Raw genomic sequence first — 23,982 nt, 5'->3', positions numbered from 1 at the left:
CTCGTCACCTCGCTAAGTGTACTTATTAACTTTACAAAAAAAGCAGAAGTAAGTACAACTCCTTTTGAAAAAAATTTAGAAACAAGCTACTGGTTGATGATATTTTGTCGTCTGTAACAAGTTTTTATTACTAAACCAAAGAGAGACATTAATCTATAGGACATGAAATAATTTCAACTTTTTAATAACGAAGAGTATGCACTGTCGTGTATGCTCTTTTTCATACTAATATAGTAGGAATAAGCGTTGACGCTTTCGAAATACATGTGATAAACTTAATTTAAATTGATATTCATTCTCAGGTTGGACATAAATGGGGAGGTACGTATGAGCTTTATTCAATTAAAACAACTTACAAAGTTGTACAAGAAAACGGAAACACCAGCTGTTGACACGATAAACTTAGATATTGAAAAAGGCGAAATTATCACACTCCTAGGTCCAAGTGGGTGTGGGAAAACAACCACTCTTCGAATGATCGCTGGTTTTGAACAGCCGACAAGTGGTTCGATTACAATTGATAATAATGAAGTATATAGTGATAGAACGTACCTTCCTCCTGAGAAAAGAGGAATTGGTATGGTGTTTCAAGACTATGCATTGTTTCCTCATCTTACAATTGAGAAAAATGTAACGTTCGGTTTAAATAAATGGAGCAATCGAGCAAAGAAAGATAGAGCAAAAGAAGTTCTTGAATTAGTTGGTTTAGCTGAGTATGGCAAGCGTTATCCAAATGAACTATCAGGTGGACAACAACAACGTGTAGCTTTAGCTAGAGCTCTTGCCCCAAGACCACATGTTGTTCTTATGGATGAACCGTTCAGTAATTTAGATGCTGGACTGCGTGAACGCATGCGTTATGATGTTACCGTTATTTTGCGGAAGGCGAACACAACAGCTATTATTGTTACTCATGACCAAAAAGATGCGTTTGCGGTTTCTGATCGTGTTGTTGTTATGAATCAAGGTGTCATTCAACAAATCGCATCTCCTCGTGAAATGTATCGTTGTCCTAAGAATTGCTTCGTTGCTCAATTTGTGGGAAAAACGAATTTATTAGAAGGAACACTATGTTCAGATTTAAAGCATGTTGATACGTATATCGGCCGTGTTTCCTTACCGACACAAAGTGAGAAATTATTAGAGGATGTACGTGTGTCGATTCGTCCTGAAGGTTGCCGTTTAGCTGAAAATGGACGTTACTCAGGGACAGTAGAGCGTGTTACGTATGGTGGTGAATATCAAGAGGTTGAAGTTCGCTTAGGTGACCAACATGAATCCTCTTTGCCTATGGTTGTGTATGCTCCAATTGAACAGGATATTGAAATTGGCTCAGTAGTTTCCTTTGATATTAAGGCAGAATTAGTTGCGCTTGTTGAAGCGTAAAGTAAGGGCTTTTAAAGTATACAAATACTTTAAGAGTCCTATTTTTTTTATCATTTATATTTTCAGAAAATGATGTTGACAATGATTATCAATTGCACTATACTACGTATTGTGGGTGAGAGTGATAATGAATATCATTACACGTTGCCAAAATAAAAACATACATACAGGGGGAGTCAGAGATGAACAAAGCTTTAAAGATTTTCTTGTTTGGAATTTTAGTAATGTCGCTTTTTGTTGTGGCAGCATGCGGAGGCACAAATGATGCAGCTGAGGAGCCGGCAGAAGACGCGGGTGAAGAAACACAAGAGCAGACAGGGGAAGAAACTGAAGAAGTAGTGGAACTAGAAGGACAACTTGTAGTATACTCAGCACGTAACGAAAACTTTGTACAGCCTTTACTTGATAAATTTTCAGAAGAAACAGGCATTGAAGTGTTAGCGCTACACGGAGCAGATCCTCTTCAACTTCAAGAGGAGTCAGGAAATGTTCAAGCGGATGTATTTATTTCAAATGACCTTGGAGCTTTGGAATTTTTAAATCAACAAGGCTTACTTCAAGGATTCGATCCTGAAGGTGTTGAGTCAATTGACGCGCAATACCGTGCAGATGATAATGCTTGGATCGCTCTATCGGCTAGAGCACGTGGTTTCATTTATAATAAAGATATGATTACAGAAGAAGAAATGCCAAAGAGCATGGAAGACTTATTCGATGCAAAATGGGCAGATGTTGAAAATGGATATGCAATCACTCGTGGTGGTAACAGTGGTATGATCGGAAACGTATCTGCACTACGTTATGAGTGGGGCGATGAGAAGACAGCTGAATGGATTGAAACTATTAAAGAAAATGCAGCAGGTATCTTTGAAGGTCATGGTGATATTCGTCGTGCAGTAGGTGCAGGGGAGCATGCATTTGGCCTAGTTAACAACTATTATTATCATCAACAACTTGAAGAACCAACTGATAACAATGTAGGTTTCATTTACGCTGATCAAGGCGATGATCAAATGGGAGCAATCGCAAACGCTGCAGGTATCGGCCTAGTTAATGGTGGTCCAAATGAAGCAAACGCAAAAGCATTTATCGAGTGGGTATTAGAGACAGAAAACCAGCTTGCATTTGTTGGAGAGTCGTTAGAGCTTCCAATTAACCCAGAGTTAGACCCACCTTACGAAGCTGCGATTAGCTTTAGTGAGTTAAAAATTCAAGACATGCCGTTAAAAGAATTAGGGAACTATTTTGAAGATACAAAGGCTCTTATTGAAGATTCCGGTTTAGATTTAGAGCTTAAATAAATAAAGCGTTAATCTTTTTAGGAGAGGACAGCATGGATAACAATCGTGAAAAAGACAACCAATTGAATAATGATTCTAGTGCTAAGGTTGGGGATGAATATACCCCAACCCTTCTCCGTTTTTTTCGGAAAACATGGTTTAATACTTGGCAGGGAAATCCACCAGGTCCTATCCTATTACTATTTGGACTAGTAGTAGCACTTATCATGTCAGTGCCGATTATTTATGTGGTTTGGCGCTCGCTCTTTGCGGGAGTAGATCGGTGGATGCGACTATTGGATGGGAGGATTCCACAGTTATTATGGAATACGTTTTCACTAACAGCTGCTGTAACGGTATGTGCAATCGCTATTGGTGTATCCTTAGCGTGGATTGTCATCCGGACTGATTTACCAGGGAGAAAGATGTGGCAGTGGGTCCTTGCTTTGCCACTTGTCATTCCACCATATGTTGGTGCTGTTACCTATATCATTGTTTTTGGTCCAAGTGGTTGGGTGAGAAATGTTTGGAGAGATACTCCTTGGTTAGTAAATATATTCGGTGAATATCCTATAAATATATATTCCTTTTGGGGTGTCTTCTTCGTTTTAACGATGTTTACGTACCCATATGTCTTTTTGATTGCTAGTGCTTCTTTACGTAAAATGAATCGAAATTTCGAAGAAGTAGCACGTTCGCAAGGGATGAGTACAGCGAAAATATTTTGGAAAGTGAATTTACCATTTTTACGCCCTGCTATTGGGGCGGGGGCCATTTTAATCTCGCTTTATGTTCTTTCTGATTTCGGAGCAATCGCGATGCTTCGTTATGTCACTTTTACAGCGGCGATCTACTTTCAACGAGCTAGTTTTGATACAGCTTCTGCTTCTGTATTAAGTTTAGTGTTAATTCTACTTACGATTATTATTCTCTGGATTGAGGCAAGGACGAGAAAGAGAAATAAGTACTATCAAACAACCAACACGTTTAGAGAGCCTGACATTTTACCTCTTGGGAAGTGGAAACCACTTGCGGTCTTCTATGTGGGAATAGTATTTGTTTTGTCTATTCTACTTCCGATTATTGTTCTTGTGTATTGGTCTATTATTGGAATTGGTATGGGGGCCTTAGATGATCGTTTCTTCGGATTTGCGTGGAACAGTATTAAGGTTTCGGGCTTTGCTGCTATTTTATGTATGTTGCTTGCAATGCCGATTATTTATTTAAAGTCCCGGTATCCTTCTTTTATCTCAAGTGGGATTGATAAATTAAGTTATGCAGGATATGCTCTTCCTGGTGTTATTGTCGGGTTAGGGATGATCTTTATTTTCAATAACCATATCCCAGCTCTATACAATACGTTTTATATGATTGCTCTTGCTTTTGTTGTTCGGTTCTTGCCACAAGCGATGCAGGCGGGGGAGGCTTCGTTAAGTCTTGTCTCTCCAAGAATTGATGAGGCAGCTCGTAGTTTGGGTTATCCTCCATGGAAAGTGATGTTTAAAGTGATTCTTCCATCGATCATGCCCGGTGTGTTAGCGGGTGGTGCACTCGTATTTGTAAGTTCTATTAAAGAACTTCCGGCAACGTTAATGCTCAGACCTCCTGGGTTTGATACATTAGCAGTTCGCGTTTATTTTGAAGCTACGGAAGCGATCTATCATTTAGCGGCACCTGCTGCACTATTAATTATTCTCGTTTCTATTATTCCGTTACGTTACTTATTGAAAAAATACTAATAGCTAAAATTATGATGCACACCAGACTTAATAAAGCTGGTGTGCTTTTTTGTCATTTTTTATTTTCACTTTTTAACAAAAAAAATATTGACAATGAGAATCAATTTCATTTATGATGATAACAATTCTCAATGTTAGGGGTGTTGGCGATGTCTTCTTTGTTAATAGTAGGGGCTGATCGGTTAGGCTCCATTCCGAAAAAATTAGAAGAGATAGGCTTTAATGAAATCATTCATGTAAGTGGTCGTAAGGTTCAAATGGTAAAAAGGGAGATTCCTTCTCATGTTGACTTGGTTTTAGTCTTAACGGACTTCATTAATCACAATTTAACAGGTGTCCTTAAGAAGAAGGCGACAGACCAAGATATTCCTATCTGTTATGCGAAACGTTCATGGTGCTCGATTTACCAGGCAATAGGGAAATGTGATTATGGCTGTGAGAATGAAAGATCATGCCACATTCGAAGAAATTGAACACAATTATGAGTAATCAAATAATTATGGTTCGGCACAGTCGCCTAAATGAAGTTTTCCTGAACTGCCCTTATGAATACTACGACCATGAATTTCGAAACGTAGCTGTTGAATACAATTGGAAACAAGCTGTTCAAAGTACAGTTAATGATATTGTTAGAGCTTATGTCAAGACGCCTAAATTAATGAGATCGAGTGTTTACACATTTCGATTAATTAGTGATTATTGGGTTAGGTTAGATCGGAACATCTTTCACTCAATCCAACAGTTCCTTTCGATATCGGCTATTGTTATTGATCATTTGCTAACCTTCTTAATTAATACTAGGAGCTCCTTTCATACTTATAATGAGTCGTTTGAAAATTGTGCTATTGATGTAGTTACCACTCATGAGGTGAGAGATTGTCATGAAGCAATCGTATTGGAAAAAATGCTGTTAGAGGTAGATGAGCAATTATTGCAAACGTATTACGATGTAGCGAAGCGATATTATTTTGAGAAAAATGGTTTTTTACCCCATCAAATTGAAGTCATTGATTTAATTAATGCGAAAAGATATGTTCATTTCCCAAAGTTAGAAGACGGTTACGGGTGTTGTTAACAAGAGTGTGATACATACAATTAGATGTTGTGTTATGAAGCATATGGTAAGCATATGCTTTTTTTGAGCTATCAAAAGAAAATGCCTCCCAATTAGGAACAGAAAGTTGCCCTTATGCATATCTTTGGTAAGGAACCAATTGTAGGGGGAGGAAGCAACATGAAAAAGAAATGGAAGTTATTTCTCGCGACATTCGTGATGACAATGCTTTTAGCTGCTTGTGGGGGATCTGAAGAACAGACAAACGACAAATTGCAGGTTGTAACAAGCTTTTCGATATTGGGTGATTTAGCAGAGCAAGTAGCCGGTGATCGTGCCGATGTCGAATACTTAGTACCAATTGGTGAAGAGCCACATGAGTATGAAGCAGTTCCTAGTGATTTCCGAAAAGTGAGCGATGCTGACGTCTTTTATGTGAACGGATTTGGATTAGAAGAGTGGTTAGAGCGTCTTGTTCAAAATACAGGAGATGTTTCTATTGTTTCCGTTTCAGATGGAGTGACTCCTCTACCGATTGCTGGTGAAGAAGGTGAAGATCCACATGCTTGGCTAGATGTAACCAATGTTATTACGTATGTGGAGAATATTCGTGATGACTTAATTGAACGTGACCCAGAAGGGGCTCTTGAATATCAAGCAAATGCAGAAGCTTATATTCAAGAGTTAGAGAAGCTTCATGCTTGGATTCAAGCAGAAGTGGAAGGAATCGATGAACGCGTTATTGCCGTAAGTGAAAATGCCTTTCAATATTTTGGAGAGCAATACGGTTTTGAGACATATGGAATTTGGGAATTAAACTCTCATGAAGAAGGAACACCGGGGCAAATTGCAGCTCTTGTTGAAATTGTGAAAGAACGTAATCTTCCTGCGGTGTTTGTGGAAACAACGGTTGATTCTCGTTACATGGAAACGGTAGCTCGTGATGCAGGGGTAGACATTGCTGGAGAAGTGTATACAGATGCTGTTGGGCTTGAAGGTAGTGGTGCAGAGAGCTATATTAAAATGATGGAACATAATGTGAGTACATTTGTTGAAGGGTTAAAGAGATAAAGAAAACAGGGGTGTCTCAAAAGGTTAGAAGTAGACCTTTGGAGACACCCCATCGCCATCAAGCTAAGAGAGGGGCATTTAGGTTTTTCTTTCATCTGACTCACTCTTGTTGTAGGCGACAGAAGATCTTCATGCCAAATAGCTCTCATCGGAGAGGTGAAAATTTGGTTGTTAAATTTGCTCCCTCTCCTTATTTTTTATGCAGCTAAATTCTTCTGGGACATGGTAGAATGATAAACGACTCCCAATATACCGAAAACGGTCTTCTTCGTATACTTGTGACATTTTTGTCCGAGTTTTTCCAATAAGTGAAATAGCCTTTTTAGGATTTTGAATACTTCTTCAATCTCTTTCTGTAAACATTTTTGTAAGAGAGGATAGTAATCCTTGATTATGTAGGTCGCTTTGTATCCACTTAGCTCTCGTTTCTTTTTCATTAACAGTAACTGACGCATTTGGAACATCGTCGAGGAGCACAATAAAATGCTAATCAATTGACCAGTCCGTTATTTCTCCCCATCGTCTCACTCCTTATTATAAAAGTCCCTCATATATCAAACTACACACGATTAAATGTGAACATAAATTACCTTCAATCTTGAGAAGTCAACCATACTAACATAACTTGAATTTTTATACGCTTAGGTCAAGCTCTTATACATTTCGTCCAAACTAGTAAAAGTTAATGTAAGTGATACCATTAGTAGCTAAGATATATTATTAATTTTAGTATGTTTTCGATTTCTATGGGACCGCCTGATAACTAGTTTTTTCTGGACAAAGGACAAAGGACAAACTGATATGATGTCCGTTTGCCCGTTTGTAAGGTTGAAATGAGATTTTAAATATGCTACGCAATTTTCATAATAACAAGCTAAATGCCTATTAAAAAGGAGTATAAGATAAACTGGCACTAAACGAGAGTTGGGTGACATCAGCTGCTGAAGGATCAGTCGACTGAAGCGTCCTCACACGAATACCAATACGATCCCCCTCAGCGACTTCTATTGAACCAAGATTAATATTCGTTGCTGTACGGAAACCGTCAGGGACACCGGGCGTAATGACGGTATTCGGAAATCCGAATCTAACTGAGCTAGTTAGCGGAGTTGTCACGTAAGGTGATGAACTATGATCAATCCCATTATTAGGAACTGAAGGCGCGCGGAATACTGTAAAATCATATTGCAGACCTAGAGTATTTATAGAAGTAACAGAAGCAACCAATAAATCTGCACTTATTTGTAAATTTTGAACGGTACCCGCAAAGGGAATTGGGAAAGCGAAGCCACCTGTTTCTGGTGGACTAGTTGATTCTCCAGAACCGTCAATAACTTGAACCGTATTATTACCAAAACCCATTATAATTGGAGCTGCTGAGACTACCGTAGCACCACTGAGGATGATACCTGTTGAAAATGGAATTAATCCTCCATCTCCCGCTGGCCCAGGAGGTCCTGCTACCCCTTGAGGTCCAGGTTCACCTTGCTCCCCCTGAGGCCCAGGAGGTCCTGCTACCCCTTGAGGTCCAGGTTCACCTTGCTCCCCCTGAGGTCCAGGAGGTCCTGCTACCCCTTGAGGTCCAGGTTCACCTTGCTCTCCCTGAGGTCCAGGAGGTCCTGCTACCCCTTGAGGTCCTTCTGGTCCTTCTGGTCCTGGAGGTCCTGGGGGACATATACATCTTCCCATGATCTCACCTCTTTCTACATTTGATTTATTTATCATATTAAAAGTTTATTTGATAAGAAATAGTGCAAATGCCTGTTTAACTTAAAAAAGGCGAATGGAGTAATACATTCGCGGATATTATGTTCTTATTTGTTATTTGTAAAAACTATTCTTTATATGTTTTCATTAGATAATAAAAATGGCAAAATGCAAGGAGTGATAAGATTGGGGAATCGCACATTAATAGGTATTCTAGTAAATTCAAAGAAGAGAAGAAAAAAAGTATTGGAGCTATATGAACGCTATCATGATCTGCCTGTCCAGCTCTTCGTCTTTACAGCACCCGATATTTTGTGGCATGAGCAATGCATCCTCGGTCTTTTTCGAGAAGGGAAAAGGTGGAAAGAAAAAAGATTCCCTTTCCCTATGGTCGTTTATAACCGGTGTTATAACAAAAATAATAATACGATACGTCGTATTGAGAACGTGATTGGTAAGAACAGATGTTTCAACGTAGTCACCCATTTTAATAAATGGGAGTTCTATTACTTACTGAAACATTCAAGCCTTGAACAATATATACCAGAGACATTTTTGTATCATGAAGTGAGTATAGCAAAATTATTAGAGAAATATAAAATAGTATATATTAAACCACCTTGCGGGTTTAAAGGGAAGTCTGTATATCGCATTGAACAAATGGATCATGGAGATATTCACATTTCTTTGCACAGCTTACCTCCAACATATATTTGTAGAAAAAATGAATCGATTCAGGAAAAATTGGATGACCTTCTCGGACGAAAGGAATACATCGTTCAACAAGGAATTCGTGTGAGTCAATTTAATCATAAGTACTTTGATATCCGAGTCCTTGTTCAAAAAGGGATTCTTGGTAAATGGATGGTTTCCACTATAACATGTAGAGTGGCTCACGAAAATTACTTTAACATGAGTATGTATGAAGACATGTATTGTGTGGAGGAAGTTTTTCCACGATTATTTTCTTCAGAAAAATTGAATGAAATACTCCAATCTCTACATGGGTTAAGTGTGCAGGCCGCAGAGGAAGCAGAAAGTCATTTGGGGTTATTGGGAGAATTGAGTGTCGATTTTGCATTAGATGAACAAAAAAAGCTATGGATAATTGAACTTAACGGAAAACCTCAAAAAAATATATACAAAGACATGAAAGGTTTTAAAAACACAAGTCGAATTTATAGCAGACCATTGGAATATGCTTATTATCTCTCTCAATGATGTGTAGGTTGCTAGAAACTCTTTTCTCCCGTTGAGAGAGAGGCTCAAAGTCTACCAATATCAAAATTCTTGCATATACTTTTACTTATGTCTTTCCAAAAAACTAGTCTTAAAAACTCAATAAATATGCCTGACATAATTAAAACGCCCCCTATTTACCGAAGATTTTACTACAGAATCCTTTCCTTTCTTCCTCTTCTCGAGAGAAGAGGGGGCCTACCACATGCCCATCAAGTTAAGAAATTCTTACACCCCGAAGACGAAAAAATAAGCTACGATATATGTCATGGACACTTTTTTATGTTTGGGGGTATTTTAAATTTTAGCTTGATGGGAATGTGGAGACACCCCGAAAGTAAATATAGTTTATAACACTCGACCAAGCAATCCGAAAAGGACAAGGATACCAAGGCCGATCCAAAGTGCTTGTTTGATACGTTTGTTGTTTCTTCTTTTTTTCTGCCACCTGTTTGGGTCGAAGACGGGATCACTGTGATCAGTGAAAATCCGTTGCTCCGCATAAAAAGGTCTTGCACCGATGAGAAAGAGTGGAGCAAGCGCAGCTCCAGCAATTAGGCCAAATAAATGAGCGAGTATATTAATATTTGGATTTACAAACGTCATCACTAAACCGATGACAATGATCGTCATAACAAGTTGTGAATTCATTCGATCAATTAAGTCTTTACGGTTAATGACAAGATAGACATACATTCCAAGTAAACCGAAAATAGCACCAGACGCACCTAAATGAGGTGGATATGTCAGGCCGCCTAGGTAGAATGTAGCTATGTTGGCTATAATACCAGTAATGAGATAGACAAGGATGAATTTAATCTTCCCTAGCATTCTTTCAAGAGCAGGGCCGAAAATAACGAGTGAAAAGGAATTAAAAATGACATGACCTGCTCCAATATGCATGAAAATGGGAGTGAGCAGGCGCCAGTATTCACCGTTTGCGATAGCGAGGTTATAGCCAATCCCTAAAGCACGGATGTAGTTACCGAGTGGGAGAAAGTTCATCCAAACAAATAAAATAAGATGAATCGCTACAAGGATCGTAATAACGGGATATTGACGTCTGAAAGAATAGAAGCTTTCGTTTCGGATAAACATAATACGTCCTCCTTTGATATCTGCTATTATAACAGAAAAAGTAAAAATACCTTAAATGAAAGGGTTTGTAGAATTTACAAGGTGAAGACGAGCTTTTTACTTTAGCCTATGTAATGTGAACAAAGGAGATGCTTAAGTGAGGGGGGATTAGTTGTGATCATTGGAATTGGAATTGATATTGTGGAGTTAGATCGAATCGAAAACATTATGGAGCGTCAAACACGTTTTGTTGAGCGAATCTTAACTGATAACGAAAAAAAATCTTTTGAAACATACTCGAAAACACGGAAGATTGAATTTTTAGCTGGCAGATTTGCGGCAAAAGAGGCATTTGTAAAAGCAATTGGAACTGGAATTTCAAAAAGTTATAGTTGGCATGATATTGAAATTTTGAAAGAGGAGAGTGGGAAGCCAACATTAGTTGTACCAGGGCTTCGAGACCACATTCACCTTTCTATTTCACATAGTAGAAATTATGCTATTGCTCAAGTAATTATTGAAAGCTCGTTAAGCTAGTCTGCATATTGCTCAAGGTTGTCTCATATAGTTGTAGTGCGAATAGAAGAGGTAAACATTCAAGTTAGGTCAATTTCCACAAGAAGTTCCTAGTTTTCTTTTGACTCGCTAAGTATACCAGTCGTATTTACCGAGTAACGAAACGGGGCACACAGCATGAAGTAAGCCGTCTCTTGAATGCATTCGCTCTCTTCTTTCAAATGAGACAAAGGGGTGAAAGCATGAAAAAAGCAATCTGGTTCGCTACACTAGGGTTACTACTATCTATGATACTCGTAGGTTGCGGCGAAAAAACACAAGAAGACATTATGACAGATTTAGACGAGAAGTTAGAGGAAATGACTGGGTACAAGGCAAAGTCTACGATGACTTTAGAAACAGGAAAGGATCAACAAACATATGAAGTGGATGTTTGGCATCAAAAGAAGAGCTATTATCGTGTAGCTCTAGAAAATCAAAATAAAGACCAAAGCCAAATTATCCTACGTAATGATGATGGGGTTTTCGTGTTGACACCCGCTTTAAACAAAAGTTTCCGTTTCCAAAGCGATTGGCCGACAAACAGCAGTCAAGTATACCTATATGAATCCCTTATCCAAGATATTTTGATGGATCCAGAGCGATCTTTCCAAGCTGATGAGGATTACTATGTGTTCCAAACGAATACAAACTATCAAAATAAGAATTTAAATACTCAAGAAATTAAGTTAAATAAGAAGGATTTATCTCCTGCTCAGGTAAAGATTATGAATGCAGATCTTGAAGTACTTGTTCAACTTGATTTCACAAACTTTGAATGGAATGCAAGCTTCAATGAAGGCGACTTCGACATGGAACGCAATATGACAGGTGCACAAATGACGGAGGAGCCAGCAATGGCAGAACCGTTAGAGCCAATGACTGTTTATTATCCAATGTATACGCCAGATGGGACGCAGTTCAACGCTTCTCAAAATATTGAGTCAGAAAACGGTGAACGTGTCGTACTTCAATATAGTGGTGAACAGCCATTTACGTTGATCCAAGAGCAAAGTCAAGTCGTGCCTGCTTCAACACCAATGAATGTAAGTCAAGGTGAGCCGGTCGATCTTGGATTTACAATTGGTGTCATGACAAGTGAGTCATTACAATGGTCTTACAATGGTGTTGACTTCTTCCTTGCTTCTGAAAACTTAAGCCAAGAAGAAATGATGTCAATTGCAAGCTCTGTGTATGGTACAGAAGAGAAATAATCGGTCAAGAGGCTGTCTCAAAAGCCGGTAACAGAGGGATGTCCCAAAAGGTCAAAAGCAGACCTTTTGGGATATCCCCTTTTCTTTTGCTGTTCGCTTTATGGTAAAATGAAACGAAAATTAGAGAAAAAAGAGTATTGGTTTGGGAGGAAAAGCGATGAGTCATACGTATTATCGAGATACTTGGGCAGAAATTGATCTGAGTGCCATTGCTCACAATGTATCTTCGATTAAGGAGCTTTACGTGAACAAGGGCGTTCAAGTAATGGCTGTCGTAAAGGGGAATGGGTATGGTCATGGAGCAGTTGAGGTGGCCAAGACTGCCTTACAGTCAGGAGCGACGTACTTGGCGGTTGCTTTGTTAGATGAGGCAATTGTACTTAGAGAGGCTGGAATAGAAACGCCTATTCTTGTATTAGGTCGAATAAGACCAGAGGATGTTCATGTAGCAGCTAGGCTCAATGTCATAATTACAGTATTTCAAGTTGAATGGCTACAACAAGCAAAGAGCTATCTTCCTGATGATGAACGTATCCAATTACATGTGAAGTTTGATACAGGTATGGGAAGGGTTGGCCTTCGAACACATGAAGAGGCTTCAGCGCTCTTTCAGTTTGTTTTAGAACATGATCGATTTGAATTAGACGGAATTTATACCCATTTTGCAACAGCTGATGAATTAGATGATTCTTATGTAAATGAACAACATAAACGTTTTAAAGAGATGCTTGGTTGGATAGAAGAATGGGAAATTAGTGTGCCACTTATTCATAGCGGAAACAGTGCAGCGGGAATGCGGTTTCCGGAGAAAGTGTTTAACTTATTCCGTTTAGGAATATCGATGTATGGATTGACACCTTCTCCAGAAATAACAGCACAGCTTCCCGTCAAGTTAAAGCCCGCTTTCTCGTTGAAAAGTCGTCTTGTTCAGGTAAAGGAACTGCCCCCTGGGGAGTCAATTAGTTATGGTGCGACATATAAAACAAAAGCACATGAGTGGATTGGAACGATTCCAATTGGATATGCTGATGGCTGGTTAAGGTATCATAGTACGTCAGGAGGGGTAGTATTAGTTAATGGAGAAAGAGTTCCCTTTGTTGGACGTATTTGTATGGATCAATGCATGGTCAAGTTACCAAAAAAAGTGGAAACGGGAACCGTCGTAACATTGATTGGTGAAGATGGAAATGATAAGATAACAATGGATGAAGTTGCCGCTAGGCTCGGAACGATTAATTACGAAATTCCATGTGTAATTGGACCAAGGGTTCCAAGGGTATATGTGAAATAGTTTGAAATTGGATAATAATAAAAGAGTTTCTGAGATGGAATCGAAAAAACAGAAAAAGAAAGACTATTGAGTCTTTGCATTTTGATCTAGCTAGTGCTATGATTAATGTTAGAGATAAATTAGGAACTATCTGTTTTTTTTATGTATTATATATGTAAGGATATAAGGTTAATGGTGGATGCTGGGGGTGGATGTTTGTGTCAGAGCAAAACACAAAGCGCATTGTAATCAATTTGCCACAACATTTGTTGAACGAGGTGGACGGTGTGATCAAAAAAGAGAACGTCAATCGTAGTGAATTTATATCACAAGCTACAAAGATGTATCTTCGCGAACGTAAGAAGCGTCAAATTCGTGAGACTATGCAACAAGGTTACATGGAAATGGCGAAAATTAACCTAAACATTGCATCAGAATCTTTTCTTGCCGAGGAGGAAGCAGAGAATACCCTCGATCGCTTAGTGAGTGGGGTGTAGCCTTTGATTGTAAAACGAGGCGACGTATACTTTGCGGATCTTTCACCTGTTGTTGGTTCAGAACAAGGAGGAGTTCGTCCTGTACTCGTCATACAAAATGATATTGGCAATCGTTTCAGCCCGACCGTAATCGTTGCTGCAATTACAGCGCAAATTCAGAAGGCGAAATTACCGACCCATGTTGAAATCAATGCCAAGCGTTATGGTTTTGATCGAGATTCTGTCATTTTATTAGAGCAAGTACGAACGATTGACAAGCAAAGATTAACTGATAAGATCACACATCTAGATGATGACATGATGAATCGTGTGAACGATGCTCTATTCATTAGTTTAGGACTTATTGATTTTTAGAAAAAAACCTCGTATTCGTACGAGGCTTTTTTTGGTTTAGGGCGATTTTGTTCTAGTTAGAAGAAGTATAAACAAATATGTAAAAAGTTTTAGACAATTATCTTTGCAACTCGTTTTTCCTCGTGGAATAATAAAAGTAAGGATGTTACAGGAGGTTTCGATATGCAACCGTATATTATTAGATTGCTTAATAATCAAAGAGATGCAGTGTTAGAACACTGGAAAAAAGAATTGGAACTTGTCAGAACAAAAAATTATTTAACTTCAATTTCTGATGATGTCTATGAAAATATGAATCAAGAGTTCATGCGATTTATTATAAGTCAGGTTACAACAGATCAAGAGGAGGCAAAGGGGCAACTCAGTTCTTTCGCCGAAAAATATATTCAAGCAGGTTGGCCACTGTCTTATTTTACACAAGGACTCCAAGCGTTCCGCCGAGTTCTTTTAGCTTTTCTTTCTGAACTTGAATCAGATGTACAAGCTTTGTTGTCAACGTTCAGTGACCTTGAAGAATGGATTGACGGGATCGTTAATCAACTCGTCCGTGATTACACAGGGAATTGGGAAGATATTATTGAAATGCAAAAGCTTTCTTTGCTTGAGTTGTCAGCTCCTTTAATTCCGGTAATTGAAGATGTAACCGTTATGCCTCTTATCGGAACAATTGACACGGCAAGAGCGAAACTCATTATGGAGAATTTATTAGAAGGAGTTATTGAACACCGTAGTCAGGTTGTCTTAATTGATATAACAGGTGTTCCGGTAGTTGATACGATGGTCGCGCACCACATCATACAGGCATCTGAAGCTGTGAGGTTAGTTGGGGCAACTTGTATTTTAGTTGGGATTAGGCCAGAAATTGCTCAGACGATTGTCAATTTAGGGATTGATTTAAGTAAGTTCCCAACGAAAAGTACGCTGAAAAAGGGAATTGAGACAGCTCTGGAAATTACTAACAAAAAAATGGTCCATTTGTAAGTTGGGGGAAATAAGATGAGAATTCCTATTTTGAAGTTACATCAATATTTATTAATAAGTATCCAAGTTGAACTTGACGACCAAACGGCGTTGCAATTCCAAGAAGACCTTCTTAATAAAATTCATACAGAAGGTTCCCTCGGAGTGGTGATTGACTTAACTTCAGTTGACATGATTGATTCGTTTATTGCAAAAGTACTTGGAGATGTAGTAGATATGTCTAGTTTGATGGGAGCGAAAGTTGTGTTAACAGGAATACAGCCTGCTGTAGCAATTACGCTTATCGACATGGGTATAAAACTTGATGATGTTCAAACTGCACTAGATTTAGAACAAGGGTTAACGAAGTTGCAGCAAGAATTGGAGGGGTGAGGATGAAAACCCAATCCTGTGTTGAAGTGAAAAATGAGTGGGGGATTGTTGCGGCTAGACAAGCGGGCCGCTCCTTATCAAAAGAGATTGGTTTTGGAAGTGTAGATCAGGCCCGAATTACGACAGCTATATCAGAGCTTTCTCGTAATATCTACCTTTATGCTAAACGTGGTGAAATCTGTTTGGAAGTTGTGGAAAAGCCATCAAAAATCGGTGTCAAAAAAGGGCTTAGAATTATTGCTCAAGATCAAGGTCCGGGGATTCCAGATATTAGACAAGTGATGGTTGATGGCTTTACGACTTCTGGTGGGATGGGTGCGGGCTTGCCTGGAGTAAAGAGGTTGATGGATGAATTTACTATTGATTCTGAAGCTGGGGAAGGTACGGTTATTAAAGCTACGAAGTGGTTAAGGTAAGATTATTTGTTGGACTGACCTTTTTCTAATGCTGTAAAAAAGGGGGGACTTTTGTGAAAGAGACTGTTCAGAATTTAGAGGAAACGTATAAACGTATACTGAAAATGTTTTTACACCAAAAAAGTGAGCATGGATTGTACGAAGCTCAACAATTTAGTAAAGTGCTTCTTGAGCATCAGGTTTCTCCGGAAGAGTTAATTAGTGTTCACCGTGAAGTGTTAGAGGAATTGTTCCCGACGATAGCTGAGGAAGTTCTTGATTCCCTAGATTTGTTGCTTGAAGTCATGATGGGGTATGGTATGGCTTATCGTGAACATCAAAGCCTGCGCGATCGCCAGCTAGAATTGGAATCTGAAATTGAGGTAGCAGCTAATATGCAGCAAACATTGCTGCCGAAGGAAATACCAAGTATAGGTTCTCTTGATATTGGAGTAATTAGTGTTCCAGCTGCTAAGATGAGTGGCGATTATTATCACTATATTATGGACGATAATCAAAGTGTAGGTGTTGCGATTGCGGATATCATCGGAAAAGGAGTACCGGCTGCGCTTTGTATGTCGATGATTAAGTATGCCATGGACAGCTTACCTGAACAACGCTTGCAACCTGCAGCGCTTCTAGAAAATTTAAATCGTGTAGTTGAACAAAATATAGATGACAATATGTTTATTACAATGATGTATGGATCTTATGATTCTCGTACGCATGAATTCCATTACTCGGGAGCGGGTCATGAACCTGGATTCTTTTATTTTGCAAAGCACGACCAATTCGAAGAGCTTTTTGCAAAAGGTATTGCTCTTGGTGTGTCACGGGATGCGAAATTTAGAGAATATAGTAGGAAGATTGAAATCGGTGATTTTATCGTCTTCCTTTCTGATGGTGTGACTGAGAGCCGGATAGGTGAACGCTTTGTTGATCGAGAAGAAATCATTGGGTTAATTCGAAACTATATGCATTTGTCCGCGCAGGAAGTGGTGGAGAGTGTTTATTATGAATTGGCAAAATTGCAAGATTTTCAATTAAAAGATGATTTTACTTTAATGATTATTAGAAGAAAAGTTTAAGAACTATGAAAAAGTGGTATACACTCTTTAGCTACTTTTTAGGAAGGGGATATCGTTATGAATTTATCTATTCGTTATGAAAATAAAGCAGACGTCGTTGTTTTGTATGTAGCAGGTGAAATTGATGCCTATACCGCTCCGAAACTGCGTGAAGAACTTATTCCATTAGCGGAAAAGGGGAACAATGTAAAAGTTGATCTTTCAGACGTACAATATATTGATAGTACAGGCTTGGGGGTTTTTATAGGAGCGTTAAAAGCCACCGATGCTAATAACTCTCGACTTACTCTTGTAGGTATGTCTCAAAGAGTACAAAGACTGTTTACAATTACAGGTTTGGATGAAGTGATGGCAATTGAAGAAGAGGAGGGTTCAAAATGAATCAACATGAGGCAGACCACATCTTTATGAGCGTACCTGCCAAGCCGGAATATGTAGGAGTAATCCGTTTGACTGTTTCTGGAATTGCCAATCGAGCTGGATTCACCTATGACGATATAGAAGATTTGAAGATTGCTGTTGCAGAAGCATGTACCAACGTCGTCAACCATGCATATGAAGAAAGTGGAATGATGAATGTCTCTTTTTTGTTGTATGAGAATCGGATGGAAATTATTGTTGCAGATAGTGGGCGAAGCTTTGATGTAGCAAAAGCAAAAGATCACTTAGGTCCAGTAGATGCTAGTCGACCAGTAGGAGATTTAAAAGAAGGTGGACTAGGATTATTCCTAATTAGTACGCTGATGGACAAAATAGAAATCAATGATGAGTCAGGTATAGTGCTTGTTATGACGAAGTTCCTTCATGGGGATGAGGTGGAACAGGATGTCGGTGGAATCCAGCAGACACAACCAGAACAATGAACGGGTCTATGAGTGGATCGAGCACTATCAGCATCATGGTGACGAGGAATCTCAGTTAAAGCTCGTGCGACATTACGAAGCTCTTGTTCGTTCGTTGTCACGTAAGTTTTCTAAAGGACGAGAATACGAGGAAGACATGTTTCAAGTGGGGATGGTTGGATTATTAGCCGCATTAAAAAGATATGATTCTCAAGTGGGTAAAAGTTTTGAGTCGTTTGCTGTACCCACGATCGTGGGAGAGATTAAGCGTTTTATACGAGATAAAACGTGGAGTGTCCATGTCCCTAGGAGGATTAAAGAGTTAGGCCCAAAAATAAAAAGTGCGGTTGAGGCACTTACGGCTGAGTTACAAAGGTCGCCTTTAGTTCAAGAATTAGCTGATTACTTAGGTGTTACAGAAGAAGAAATTCTCGAAACGATGGAAATGGGAAAAAGTTATCAAGCGTTATCAGTTGATCGTTCCCTTGAAGCTGATCAAGAGGGCGGCGAGGTTACGTTATTAGATTTGGTTGGAAATGTTGATTCTGGTTATGACGAAGCCGATCAAAAATTAGTAATAGAGAAGGCGTTCAATGTCCTTGAGGAGAGAGAGAAGCAAATTTTAATCTGTACGTATTTTGAAAATTATAGCCAAAAGGAAACAGGAGAGAAGCTAGGGATGTCTCAAATGCATGTTTCGCGTTTGCAACGACGAGCGCTCGAGAAATTACGTAAATCAATTAAAATTGAACCTTCGGAGATTTTATAATGGTTACGATCTATCAAGATGACAAGGTCGAAGTTGCTGCATTTGAACAAGCGAAGAAGGGGAATGCTTGCAGTGGTGATGCACATACAGTCATTCACCAGTCAGATTATGCTGTCTGTGCGGTTATTGATGGTTTAGGTAGTGGAGAAGGGGCTCACAAATCAGCTAAAGCGGCTTTAAGAGTGATCGGAGCTCATCATCATAAGTCTACAGAGCAGATGGTGGAATTGTGTAACGATGCGTTAAGTGACCAACGAGGAGCGGTTTTGACTGTTATTAAAGTCGACTATAAGAGGCAAGAAGTTCGTTACTGTAACTTTGGGAATGTTGGTTTTGTTATGTATTTGCCGGATGGAAGAACAATTCGGCCGATTCCAACTAGGGGATACCTTTCCGGGAAGAGGCATCGATTAAGTGCGAGTAGCTTTCCGTATATGAAAGGTAGTTTGTTTTTGTTATACTCTGATGGCGTAAAAAAAAGGCCGTTGAGAGAAAAATTATTGCAACTCACGTCTCCTGAAGCTATCTCAGAAACGTTCTTTTCAAGTGATTATTTTGCTTCAGACGATGTAACGATGCTAGTAGGAAAACTGTATTAAAAAAGAGAGATTCAAGACTAAGCCCTCCTGTTATGTAGGTTCTTGTATGAACGCTGAGAGGTAAGTTGGTTGCGGGTCTCTCTTTTTTGTTTTCGATCATATTTGGTTATTATCATTAAGCTGGCTTTTAAGAATGTTCCTAGAAGGATGGAACAAACTTATGCTATCATAAATTAACATATTCTATTTTGATGAGGTGTTCGAATGAATGAGACGAAGCAAAATGAAACGATTCAAATAATAGCTAAAGAACTAAATGTGAAATCATCATACATAGAACAATTAATTAAGTTGGTCGAAGAAGGTAACACAGTCCCTTTTATAGCGCGCTATCGAAAGGAAATGACTGGCGGGTTAGATGAAGTCCAAATTAGAACAATTGTAGAAAGATGGGAGTACGCTAACCAATTGGCTAACCGTCAAGAAGAGGTAATCCGATTAATTGATGAACAAGGTAAATTGACAGATGAGTTACGTGTGAAAATTCAAGCAGCGAAAAAATTGCAAGAGGTAGAAGATTTATATCGCCCTTTTAAACAAAAACGTAGAACGAGGGCAACGGTTGCGAAGGAAAAGGGACTTGAGCCATTTGCTCTATGGCTGCGGTCATTTCCAAAAACAGGTTCAATAGAAGGAGAGGCGTCTAAGTACTTTTCAGAGGAGCATGAATTAACTTCTGTTGAAGATGTTATTTCGGGGGCTAAAGATATTATAGCTGAGTCGGTATCTGATGATGCTGAAATACGTAAAGCGATTCGGTTAATAGGTTTTAAAGATGGGAAAATGAAAACGACCTTGAAAGATAAAGAGGCGGATGAAAAGCAAGTATTTGAAATGTATTACGAATATGAAGAAGCCATTAAGTCAATTGTTCCCCACCGTATTCTGGCGATGAATAGAGGGGAAAAGGAAGGGATCCTTCGTGTATCACTGACATTCCCGGTTGATCGAATTATAAATGAAACGAAGCGTAAATTGGTTCGGTATCCAAACTCGCCTACGGCTACAGTGGTAGGTGAAGCGATTGAGGACGGCTATAAACGTTTAATTGAGCCATCGATTGAACGGGATATCCGTAATGAGTTAACGGAAAAAGCAGAGGAGCAGGCGATTCATATTTTTGCAGAGAACTTGCGCCATCTATTGCTGCAGCCGCCGATGAAGGATAAAACTGTATTAGGTGTCGATCCTGCTTACCGGACAGGGTGTAAACTAGCTGTAGTTGATGCAACGGGGAAAGTTCTAGATATTGCTGTTGTTTATCCAACACCACCTCGCAATGAAACAGCAAAGGCAACTGAAGTTGTGAAGAATTTTATTGATAAATATGACGTTGAAATGATTGCGATTGGAAATGGGACAGCCTCTCGTGAGACAGAGCAATTTATAGCTGATGTTATGAAAGAATTGACCAAGCCTGTTTATTATCTCATTGTAAATGAGGCTGGAGCGAGTGTATACTCGGCATCGGAGTTAGGAAGAGAAGAGTTTCCTGACCTTCAAGTTGAAGAGAGGAGTGCGGCGTCGATTGCACGCAGGCTTCAAGATCCGTTGGCTGAATTAGTGAAAATTGATCCGAAATCAGTAGGTGTCGGTCAATATCAACATGATGTATCACAAAAGCGTTTAAATGAATCATTAACTTTTGTTGTTGAGACTGTAGTTAACCAAGTAGGAGTGAATGTAAATACAGCTTCGGTTTCCTTGTTACAGTATGTGGCGGGGTTATCAAAGGCAGTTGCGACGAACATTGTAAAACGTAGAGACGAAGAAGGGCGTTTTACAAATCGAAAACAACTGAAAAAAATTCCGCGCCTTGGAGCGAAAACGTATGAGCAAGCGATTGGTTTCTTACGAATACAAGATGGTGACCAGCCTTTAGATTCAACCGCTATTCACCCGGAAAGTTATAAAGAAACTGAAAAATTATTAAAATATATTCAAGCTACAGTAGATGAGATTGGAACGGAAAAGGTTAAAGAGCAATTGCAATCGATCAATTTAGAAGGGTTAGCTTCGGAACTTGAAGTTGGGGTTCCGACGTTAAAGGATATTGTTGATAGCTTAATCCGACCATCAAGAGATCCTCGTGATGAAGTAGCAAAGCCGTTATTGAAGCAAGATGTTTTGAAGATGGAAGACTTACAAGCTGGTATGGAATTACAAGGGACTGTGCGTAATGTAGTGGACTTTGGTGCGTTTGTGGATATCGGAGTGAAACAGGATGGGCTCGTTCATATTTCAAAGCTCACCAATCGTTTTATTAAACACCCATTAGAGGTTGTTGCAGTTGGAGAAATTGTCACTGTTTGGGTCGAGCAAGTTGATGTTCAAAAAGGAAGAGTTTCATTAACGATGAAGCAGCCGGAAGCACAGCACGTATCATAATAGAATAGAGGTGACGCATGGTGGGCAATCCTTCTTGTGTCACCTTTTTTCATGCAAACATGTTAATTAAAACTCAGTCTCTTTTTCTTTGTAATAGAACCAACATTGGTTTAGGACTTTAATTTGGTAACGGTCCTTTTCTAGGTACGCACGCTTTAATTGTTGTCTTAGCCATGCAGGCATAAGCAACCAACTCCTTAACAACTTACTCTGTTTGGATTATTATATGAAGAAGGGTTTGTCAAAGTTGAGGGATTTTGAGGGATTGGTGGAGATTTATGAATAAAAGACAAGAAGTGATGACAGAAGAAGAGCTTCAGAGACTAGTAGAGCGTGTTTCTTTACAGAATTTTGGGTGGCGGTTTAAGCATAGAGCGTCGTTTAATAATCGACTAAGGACAACAGGAGGAAGATATTTGCTTAGAAGCCATAACATTGAGATCAACCCAAAACAGCTTTTGCATTTTGGTGAAGAGACGCTTATTGGGATCATTAAGCATGAACTGTGTCATTACCATCTGCATTTACAAGGGAGTGGTTACCAGCATCGTGATCAGGATTTTAAAAAGCTTATGGAAAAAGTCGGGGCACCAAGGTTTTGTGAAGTAGTACCAGGGACTGTCAGAACATCGAGTGTCATTCATCGTTATCAATGTGAAAACTGCAGTCTTGTTTACAAGAGGAAAAGGAAACTAGATATTCGTAAATATGTATGTGGAAAGTGTAAAGGAAAGCTTAAAAAAATATAAAATAGAGTATTGCAAATTAATATAGCTCTATGATATATTATAGAAGTCGCTGAACGAGGCGATAAAAAATAAAGTTGACATCAAAAAGATATTGTATTAGAATATCTAAAGTCAGCAGCAATGTTCCACAGTAGCTCAGTGGTAGAGCTATCGGCTGTTAACCGATCGGTCGTAGGTTCGAGTCCTACCTGTGGAGCCACGGAGAAGTACCCAAGTGGCTGAAGGGGCGCCCCTGCTAAGGGTGTAGGTCGTTTGCGCGGCGCGAGGGTTCAAATCCCTCCTTCTCCGCCACTATTTTTTTGTTGGCCCGTTGGTCAAGCGGTTAAGACACCGCCCTTTCACGGCGGTAACACGGGTTCGAATCCCGTACGGGTCACCATTTTTAAGATTGACAGTTTTTGATTGTTGCAACGGAGGATTAGCTCAGCTGGGAGAGCACCTGCCTTACAAGCAGGGGGTCGGCGGTTCGATCCCGTCATCCTCCACCATATTGGTCCGGTAGTTCAGTTGGTTAGAATGCCTGCCTGTCACGCAGGAGGTCGCGGGTTCGAGTCCCGTCCGGACCGCCATTTACCTTTGCGGGTGTGGCGGAATTGGCAGACGCGCTAGACTTAGGATCTAGTGTCTTATGACGTGGGGGTTCGACTCCCTTCACCCGCACTTTAAATTGAATACACTTGGTGTGAACGCGGTTGTGGCGGAATGGCAGACGCGCTAGGTTGAGGGCCTAGTGGGGGTTGACCCCGTGGAGGTTCGAGTCCTCTCAACCGCACCAATTATTATATGAATATATTAGTAACGGGAAGTGGCTCAGCTTGGTAGAGCACCTGGTTTGGGACCAGGGGGTCGCAGGTTCAAATCCTGTCTTCCCGACCATCATTTCGCGGGTGTAGTTTAGTGGTAAAACCTCAGCCTTCCAAGCTGATGTCGTGAGTTCGATTCTCATCACCCGCTCCAATTTAAATAAGAAAAGTATTAAGTGCTTTTTTTATGCCTTTTTTAGGGCCTGTAGCTCAGCTGGTTAGAGCGCACGCCTGATAAGCGTGAGGTCGGTGGTTCGAGTCCACTCAGGCCCACCAAAAAAAGTTCTTGACTATTGATTAGATACCTAGTAATATAGGTTAGGTCGCCAATGAGCGACTAACGAGTTCTTTGAAAACTGAACAAAAGCCAAGCGAAATAGAGATACATGATATCTCGTCAAAGAAATTTATTGCATTGCTAGCGTGATGCAAAATGAGCTAATCAGCTTACCATTTTTATGGAGAGTTTGATCCTGGCTCAGGACGAACGCTGGCGGCGTGCCTAATACATGCAAGTCGAGCGGACTGATTAAGAGCTTGCTCTTATGACGTT

The 23,982-nt window shown here is 39.6% G+C and carries 25 protein-coding genes, 10 tRNA genes, 1 rRNA gene and 1 pseudogene; 33 read left to right on the top strand and 4 right to left on the bottom strand.

What is annotated here, in order from left to right; genetic code table 11:
• Nucleotides 1-327 precede the first annotated feature (327 nt).
• From AC1FXP_RS21100 to AC1FXP_RS21075, 6 genes are all read left to right on the top strand, one after another.
• A complete protein-coding gene (locus AC1FXP_RS21100; protein ID WP_480063922.1) occupies nt 328-1,386 on the top strand; it encodes an ABC transporter ATP-binding protein in 1,059 nt (352 codons plus the stop codon).
• A 182-nt stretch (nt 1,387-1,568) separates the two neighbouring features.
• A complete protein-coding gene (locus AC1FXP_RS21095; RefSeq protein ID WP_480063921.1) occupies nt 1,569-2,687 on the top strand; it encodes an extracellular solute-binding protein in 1,119 nt (372 codons plus the stop codon).
• A 32-nt stretch (nt 2,688-2,719) separates the two neighbouring features.
• Nucleotides 2,720-4,405, top strand: a complete 1,686-nt coding sequence (locus AC1FXP_RS21090) for an ABC transporter permease (RefSeq protein WP_480063920.1) — start codon at nt 2,720-2,722, stop codon at nt 4,403-4,405.
• 149 nt (nt 4,406-4,554) lie between these two features.
• The gene (locus AC1FXP_RS21085) at nt 4,555-4,878 is read left to right on the top strand and encodes a DUF2325 domain-containing protein (RefSeq protein ID WP_480063919.1); all 324 of its coding nucleotides are present in this window, start codon (nt 4,555-4,557) and stop codon (nt 4,876-4,878) included.
• Between the two features lie 8 nt (nt 4,879-4,886).
• On the top strand, nt 4,887-5,480 hold the full coding sequence (locus AC1FXP_RS21080) for a hypothetical protein (protein ID WP_480063918.1): 594 nt from the start codon (nt 4,887-4,889) through the stop codon (nt 5,478-5,480).
• Between the two features lie 159 nt (nt 5,481-5,639).
• Nucleotides 5,640-6,530, top strand: a complete 891-nt coding sequence (locus AC1FXP_RS21075; protein ID WP_480063917.1) for a metal ABC transporter substrate-binding protein — start codon at nt 5,640-5,642, stop codon at nt 6,528-6,530.
• 197 nt (nt 6,531-6,727) lie between these two features.
• On the opposite strand, the pseudogene AC1FXP_RS21070 reads toward AC1FXP_RS21075, so the two are convergent.
• Nucleotides 6,728-7,030, bottom strand: a pseudogene (locus tag AC1FXP_RS21070) (IS4 family transposase); the annotation flags it as partial.
• Nucleotides 7,031-7,415: 385 nt separating this feature from the next.
• Entirely contained in the window at nt 7,416-8,219 is an 804-nt protein-coding gene (locus AC1FXP_RS21065) for a hypothetical protein (RefSeq protein ID WP_480063916.1), read from the bottom strand.
• A gap of 195 nt (nt 8,220-8,414) precedes the next feature.
• Here AC1FXP_RS21065 and AC1FXP_RS21060 point away from each other — a divergent pair, with 195 nt between their 5' ends.
• Nucleotides 8,415-9,458, top strand: coding sequence for a YheC/YheD family endospore coat-associated protein (locus AC1FXP_RS21060; RefSeq protein WP_480063941.1), 1,044 nt, complete (start codon nt 8,415-8,417; stop codon nt 9,456-9,458).
• Nucleotides 9,459-9,824: 366 nt separating this feature from the next.
• Here AC1FXP_RS21060 and AC1FXP_RS21055 read toward each other — a convergent pair whose 3' ends face one another.
• Nucleotides 9,825-10,574 (bottom strand): rhomboid family intramembrane serine protease, encoded by a 750-nt coding sequence (locus AC1FXP_RS21055; RefSeq protein ID WP_480063915.1) that lies wholly within the window; start codon nt 10,572-10,574, stop codon nt 9,825-9,827.
• A gap of 153 nt (nt 10,575-10,727) precedes the next feature.
• Between AC1FXP_RS21055 and acpS the strand changes: the two genes are divergently transcribed.
• The 14 genes from acpS to AC1FXP_RS20985 all read left to right on the top strand — a co-directional run bounded on the left by acpS (nt 10,728) and on the right by AC1FXP_RS20985 (nt 21,877).
• Nucleotides 10,728-11,090, top strand: coding sequence for a holo-ACP synthase (gene acpS, locus AC1FXP_RS21050; protein ID WP_480063914.1), 363 nt, complete (start codon nt 10,728-10,730; stop codon nt 11,088-11,090).
• A 221-nt stretch (nt 11,091-11,311) separates the two neighbouring features.
• Entirely contained in the window at nt 11,312-12,322 is a 1,011-nt protein-coding gene (locus AC1FXP_RS21045) for a LolA family protein (RefSeq protein ID WP_480063913.1), read from the top strand.
• A 157-nt stretch (nt 12,323-12,479) separates the two neighbouring features.
• Nucleotides 12,480-13,613 (top strand): alanine racemase, encoded by a 1,134-nt coding sequence (alr, locus tag AC1FXP_RS21040; protein WP_480063912.1) that lies wholly within the window; start codon nt 12,480-12,482, stop codon nt 13,611-13,613.
• A 191-nt stretch (nt 13,614-13,804) separates the two neighbouring features.
• Nucleotides 13,805-14,089 (top strand): CopG family ribbon-helix-helix protein, encoded by a 285-nt coding sequence (locus AC1FXP_RS21035; RefSeq protein ID WP_034631317.1) that lies wholly within the window; start codon nt 13,805-13,807, stop codon nt 14,087-14,089.
• Nucleotides 14,090-14,092: 3 nt separating this feature from the next.
• The gene (locus AC1FXP_RS21030) at nt 14,093-14,443 is read left to right on the top strand and encodes a type II toxin-antitoxin system PemK/MazF family toxin (protein ID WP_034631315.1); all 351 of its coding nucleotides are present in this window, start codon (nt 14,093-14,095) and stop codon (nt 14,441-14,443) included.
• Nucleotides 14,444-14,605: 162 nt separating this feature from the next.
• On the top strand, nt 14,606-15,424 hold the full coding sequence (locus AC1FXP_RS21025) for an RsbT co-antagonist protein RsbRA (RefSeq protein ID WP_480063911.1): 819 nt from the start codon (nt 14,606-14,608) through the stop codon (nt 15,422-15,424).
• A 15-nt stretch (nt 15,425-15,439) separates the two neighbouring features.
• A complete protein-coding gene (locus tag AC1FXP_RS21020) occupies nt 15,440-15,796 on the top strand; it encodes an STAS domain-containing protein (RefSeq protein ID WP_250098491.1) in 357 nt (118 codons plus the stop codon).
• A 2-nt stretch (nt 15,797-15,798) separates the two neighbouring features.
• Nucleotides 15,799-16,212, top strand: coding sequence for an anti-sigma regulatory factor (locus AC1FXP_RS21015; RefSeq protein WP_250098490.1), 414 nt, complete (start codon nt 15,799-15,801; stop codon nt 16,210-16,212).
• 53 nt (nt 16,213-16,265) lie between these two features.
• Nucleotides 16,266-17,279, top strand: a complete 1,014-nt coding sequence (locus AC1FXP_RS21010; protein WP_480063910.1) for a PP2C family protein-serine/threonine phosphatase — start codon at nt 16,266-16,268, stop codon at nt 17,277-17,279.
• 57 nt (nt 17,280-17,336) lie between these two features.
• Complete coding sequence (locus AC1FXP_RS21005; protein WP_332634003.1) at nt 17,337-17,660, top strand: STAS domain-containing protein; 324 nt, start codon at nt 17,337-17,339, stop codon at nt 17,658-17,660.
• Complete coding sequence (gene rsbW / locus AC1FXP_RS21000) at nt 17,657-18,142, top strand: anti-sigma B factor RsbW (protein ID WP_480063909.1); 486 nt, start codon at nt 17,657-17,659, stop codon at nt 18,140-18,142. The genes AC1FXP_RS21005 and rsbW overlap by 4 nt, the downstream gene beginning before the upstream one ends.
• Complete coding sequence (sigB, locus tag AC1FXP_RS20995) at nt 18,105-18,890, top strand: RNA polymerase sigma factor SigB (RefSeq protein ID WP_480063908.1); 786 nt, start codon at nt 18,105-18,107, stop codon at nt 18,888-18,890. Before rsbW ends, sigB begins: the two co-directional genes overlap by 38 nt.
• On the top strand, nt 18,890-19,489 hold the full coding sequence (locus AC1FXP_RS20990; protein ID WP_480063907.1) for a SpoIIE family protein phosphatase: 600 nt from the start codon (nt 18,890-18,892) through the stop codon (nt 19,487-19,489). The genes sigB and AC1FXP_RS20990 overlap by 1 nt, the downstream gene beginning before the upstream one ends.
• A 204-nt stretch (nt 19,490-19,693) precedes the next feature.
• On the top strand, nt 19,694-21,877 hold the full coding sequence (locus AC1FXP_RS20985) for a Tex family protein (RefSeq protein WP_480063906.1): 2,184 nt from the start codon (nt 19,694-19,696) through the stop codon (nt 21,875-21,877).
• A gap of 66 nt (nt 21,878-21,943) precedes the next feature.
• Here AC1FXP_RS20985 and cmpA read toward each other — a convergent pair whose 3' ends face one another.
• Complete coding sequence (cmpA, locus tag AC1FXP_RS20980) at nt 21,944-22,060, bottom strand: cortex morphogenetic protein CmpA (protein WP_480063905.1); 117 nt, start codon at nt 22,058-22,060, stop codon at nt 21,944-21,946.
• 116 nt (nt 22,061-22,176) lie between these two features.
• Between cmpA and AC1FXP_RS20975 the strand changes: the two genes are divergently transcribed.
• From AC1FXP_RS20975 to AC1FXP_RS20920, 12 genes are all read left to right on the top strand, one after another.
• Nucleotides 22,177-22,626: a SprT family protein gene (locus AC1FXP_RS20975; RefSeq protein ID WP_480063939.1), complete on the top strand. Its 450-nt coding sequence runs from the start codon at nt 22,177-22,179 to the stop codon at nt 22,624-22,626.
• Nucleotides 22,627-22,750: 124 nt separating this feature from the next.
• Nucleotides 22,751-22,825, top strand: a tRNA-Asn gene (locus tag AC1FXP_RS20970).
• A gap of 1 nt (nt 22,826) precedes the next feature.
• Nucleotides 22,827-22,917 (top strand) — tRNA-Ser (locus AC1FXP_RS20965).
• Nucleotides 22,918-22,930: 13 nt separating this feature from the next.
• Nucleotides 22,931-23,005, top strand: a tRNA-Glu gene (locus AC1FXP_RS20960).
• 33 nt (nt 23,006-23,038) lie between these two features.
• Nucleotides 23,039-23,114: transfer RNA gene (locus tag AC1FXP_RS20955), tRNA-Val, on the top strand.
• Between the two features lie 4 nt (nt 23,115-23,118).
• A tRNA-Asp gene (locus tag AC1FXP_RS20950) sits at nt 23,119-23,195 on the top strand.
• 9 nt (nt 23,196-23,204) lie between these two features.
• Nucleotides 23,205-23,286, top strand: a tRNA-Leu gene (locus AC1FXP_RS20945).
• Nucleotides 23,287-23,314: 28 nt separating this feature from the next.
• Nucleotides 23,315-23,401: transfer RNA gene (locus tag AC1FXP_RS20940), tRNA-Leu, on the top strand.
• Nucleotides 23,402-23,425: 24 nt separating this feature from the next.
• Nucleotides 23,426-23,502, top strand: a tRNA-Pro gene (locus AC1FXP_RS20935).
• A gap of 7 nt (nt 23,503-23,509) precedes the next feature.
• Nucleotides 23,510-23,583: transfer RNA gene (locus tag AC1FXP_RS20930), tRNA-Gly, on the top strand.
• Between the two features lie 45 nt (nt 23,584-23,628).
• Nucleotides 23,629-23,705 (top strand) — tRNA-Ile (locus tag AC1FXP_RS20925).
• Nucleotides 23,706-23,884: 179 nt separating this feature from the next.
• Nucleotides 23,885-23,982: ribosomal RNA gene (locus AC1FXP_RS20920) — 16S ribosomal RNA — on the top strand; the annotation flags it as partial.

The organism is Halalkalibacter sp. HAAS-P013 (assembly GCF_056619925.1).
This window is presented reverse-complemented; position numbering and strand designations above follow the sequence as displayed.

Excerpts from the sequence above, each read along its gene's own strand:
- AC1FXP_RS21100 (WP_480063922.1), top strand. The coding sequence starts at position 328 with ATGAGCTTTATTCAATTAAAACAACTTACAAAGTTGTACAAGAAAACG.
- AC1FXP_RS21055 (WP_480063915.1), bottom strand. The coding sequence starts at position 10,574 with ATGTTTATCCGAAACGAAAGCTTCTATTCTTTCAGACGTCAATATCCC.
- sigB (WP_480063908.1), top strand. The coding sequence starts at position 18,105 with ATGTCGGTGGAATCCAGCAGACACAACCAGAACAATGAACGGGTCTAT.
- AC1FXP_RS21035 (WP_034631317.1), top strand. The coding sequence starts at position 13,805 with ATGTTTGTGTCAGAGCAAAACACAAAGCGCATTGTAATCAATTTGCCA.
- AC1FXP_RS21085 (WP_480063919.1), top strand. The coding sequence starts at position 4,555 with ATGTCTTCTTTGTTAATAGTAGGGGCTGATCGGTTAGGCTCCATTCCG.
- AC1FXP_RS20990 (WP_480063907.1), top strand. The coding sequence starts at position 18,890 with ATGGTTACGATCTATCAAGATGACAAGGTCGAAGTTGCTGCATTTGAA.
- AC1FXP_RS21045 (WP_480063913.1), top strand. The coding sequence starts at position 11,312 with ATGAAAAAAGCAATCTGGTTCGCTACACTAGGGTTACTACTATCTATG.
- AC1FXP_RS21090 (WP_480063920.1), top strand. The coding sequence starts at position 2,720 with ATGGATAACAATCGTGAAAAAGACAACCAATTGAATAATGATTCTAGT.
- AC1FXP_RS21065 (WP_480063916.1), bottom strand. The coding sequence starts at position 8,219 with ATGGGAAGATGTATATGTCCCCCAGGACCTCCAGGACCAGAAGGACCA.
- AC1FXP_RS21095 (WP_480063921.1), top strand. The coding sequence starts at position 1,569 with ATGAACAAAGCTTTAAAGATTTTCTTGTTTGGAATTTTAGTAATGTCG.
- AC1FXP_RS21080 (WP_480063918.1), top strand. The coding sequence starts at position 4,887 with ATGAGTAATCAAATAATTATGGTTCGGCACAGTCGCCTAAATGAAGTT.
- AC1FXP_RS21025 (WP_480063911.1), top strand. The coding sequence starts at position 14,606 with ATGCAACCGTATATTATTAGATTGCTTAATAATCAAAGAGATGCAGTG.
- alr (WP_480063912.1), top strand. The coding sequence starts at position 12,480 with ATGAGTCATACGTATTATCGAGATACTTGGGCAGAAATTGATCTGAGT.
- rsbW (WP_480063909.1), top strand. The coding sequence starts at position 17,657 with ATGAATCAACATGAGGCAGACCACATCTTTATGAGCGTACCTGCCAAG.
- cmpA (WP_480063905.1), bottom strand. The coding sequence starts at position 22,060 with ATGCCTGCATGGCTAAGACAACAATTAAAGCGTGCGTACCTAGAAAAG.
- AC1FXP_RS21015 (WP_250098490.1), top strand. The coding sequence starts at position 15,799 with ATGAAAACCCAATCCTGTGTTGAAGTGAAAAATGAGTGGGGGATTGTT.
- AC1FXP_RS21020 (WP_250098491.1), top strand. The coding sequence starts at position 15,440 with ATGAGAATTCCTATTTTGAAGTTACATCAATATTTATTAATAAGTATC.
- AC1FXP_RS21075 (WP_480063917.1), top strand. The coding sequence starts at position 5,640 with ATGAAAAAGAAATGGAAGTTATTTCTCGCGACATTCGTGATGACAATG.
- AC1FXP_RS21005 (WP_332634003.1), top strand. The coding sequence starts at position 17,337 with ATGAATTTATCTATTCGTTATGAAAATAAAGCAGACGTCGTTGTTTTG.
- AC1FXP_RS20985 (WP_480063906.1), top strand. The coding sequence starts at position 19,694 with ATGAATGAGACGAAGCAAAATGAAACGATTCAAATAATAGCTAAAGAA.
- AC1FXP_RS20975 (WP_480063939.1), top strand. The coding sequence starts at position 22,177 with ATGACAGAAGAAGAGCTTCAGAGACTAGTAGAGCGTGTTTCTTTACAG.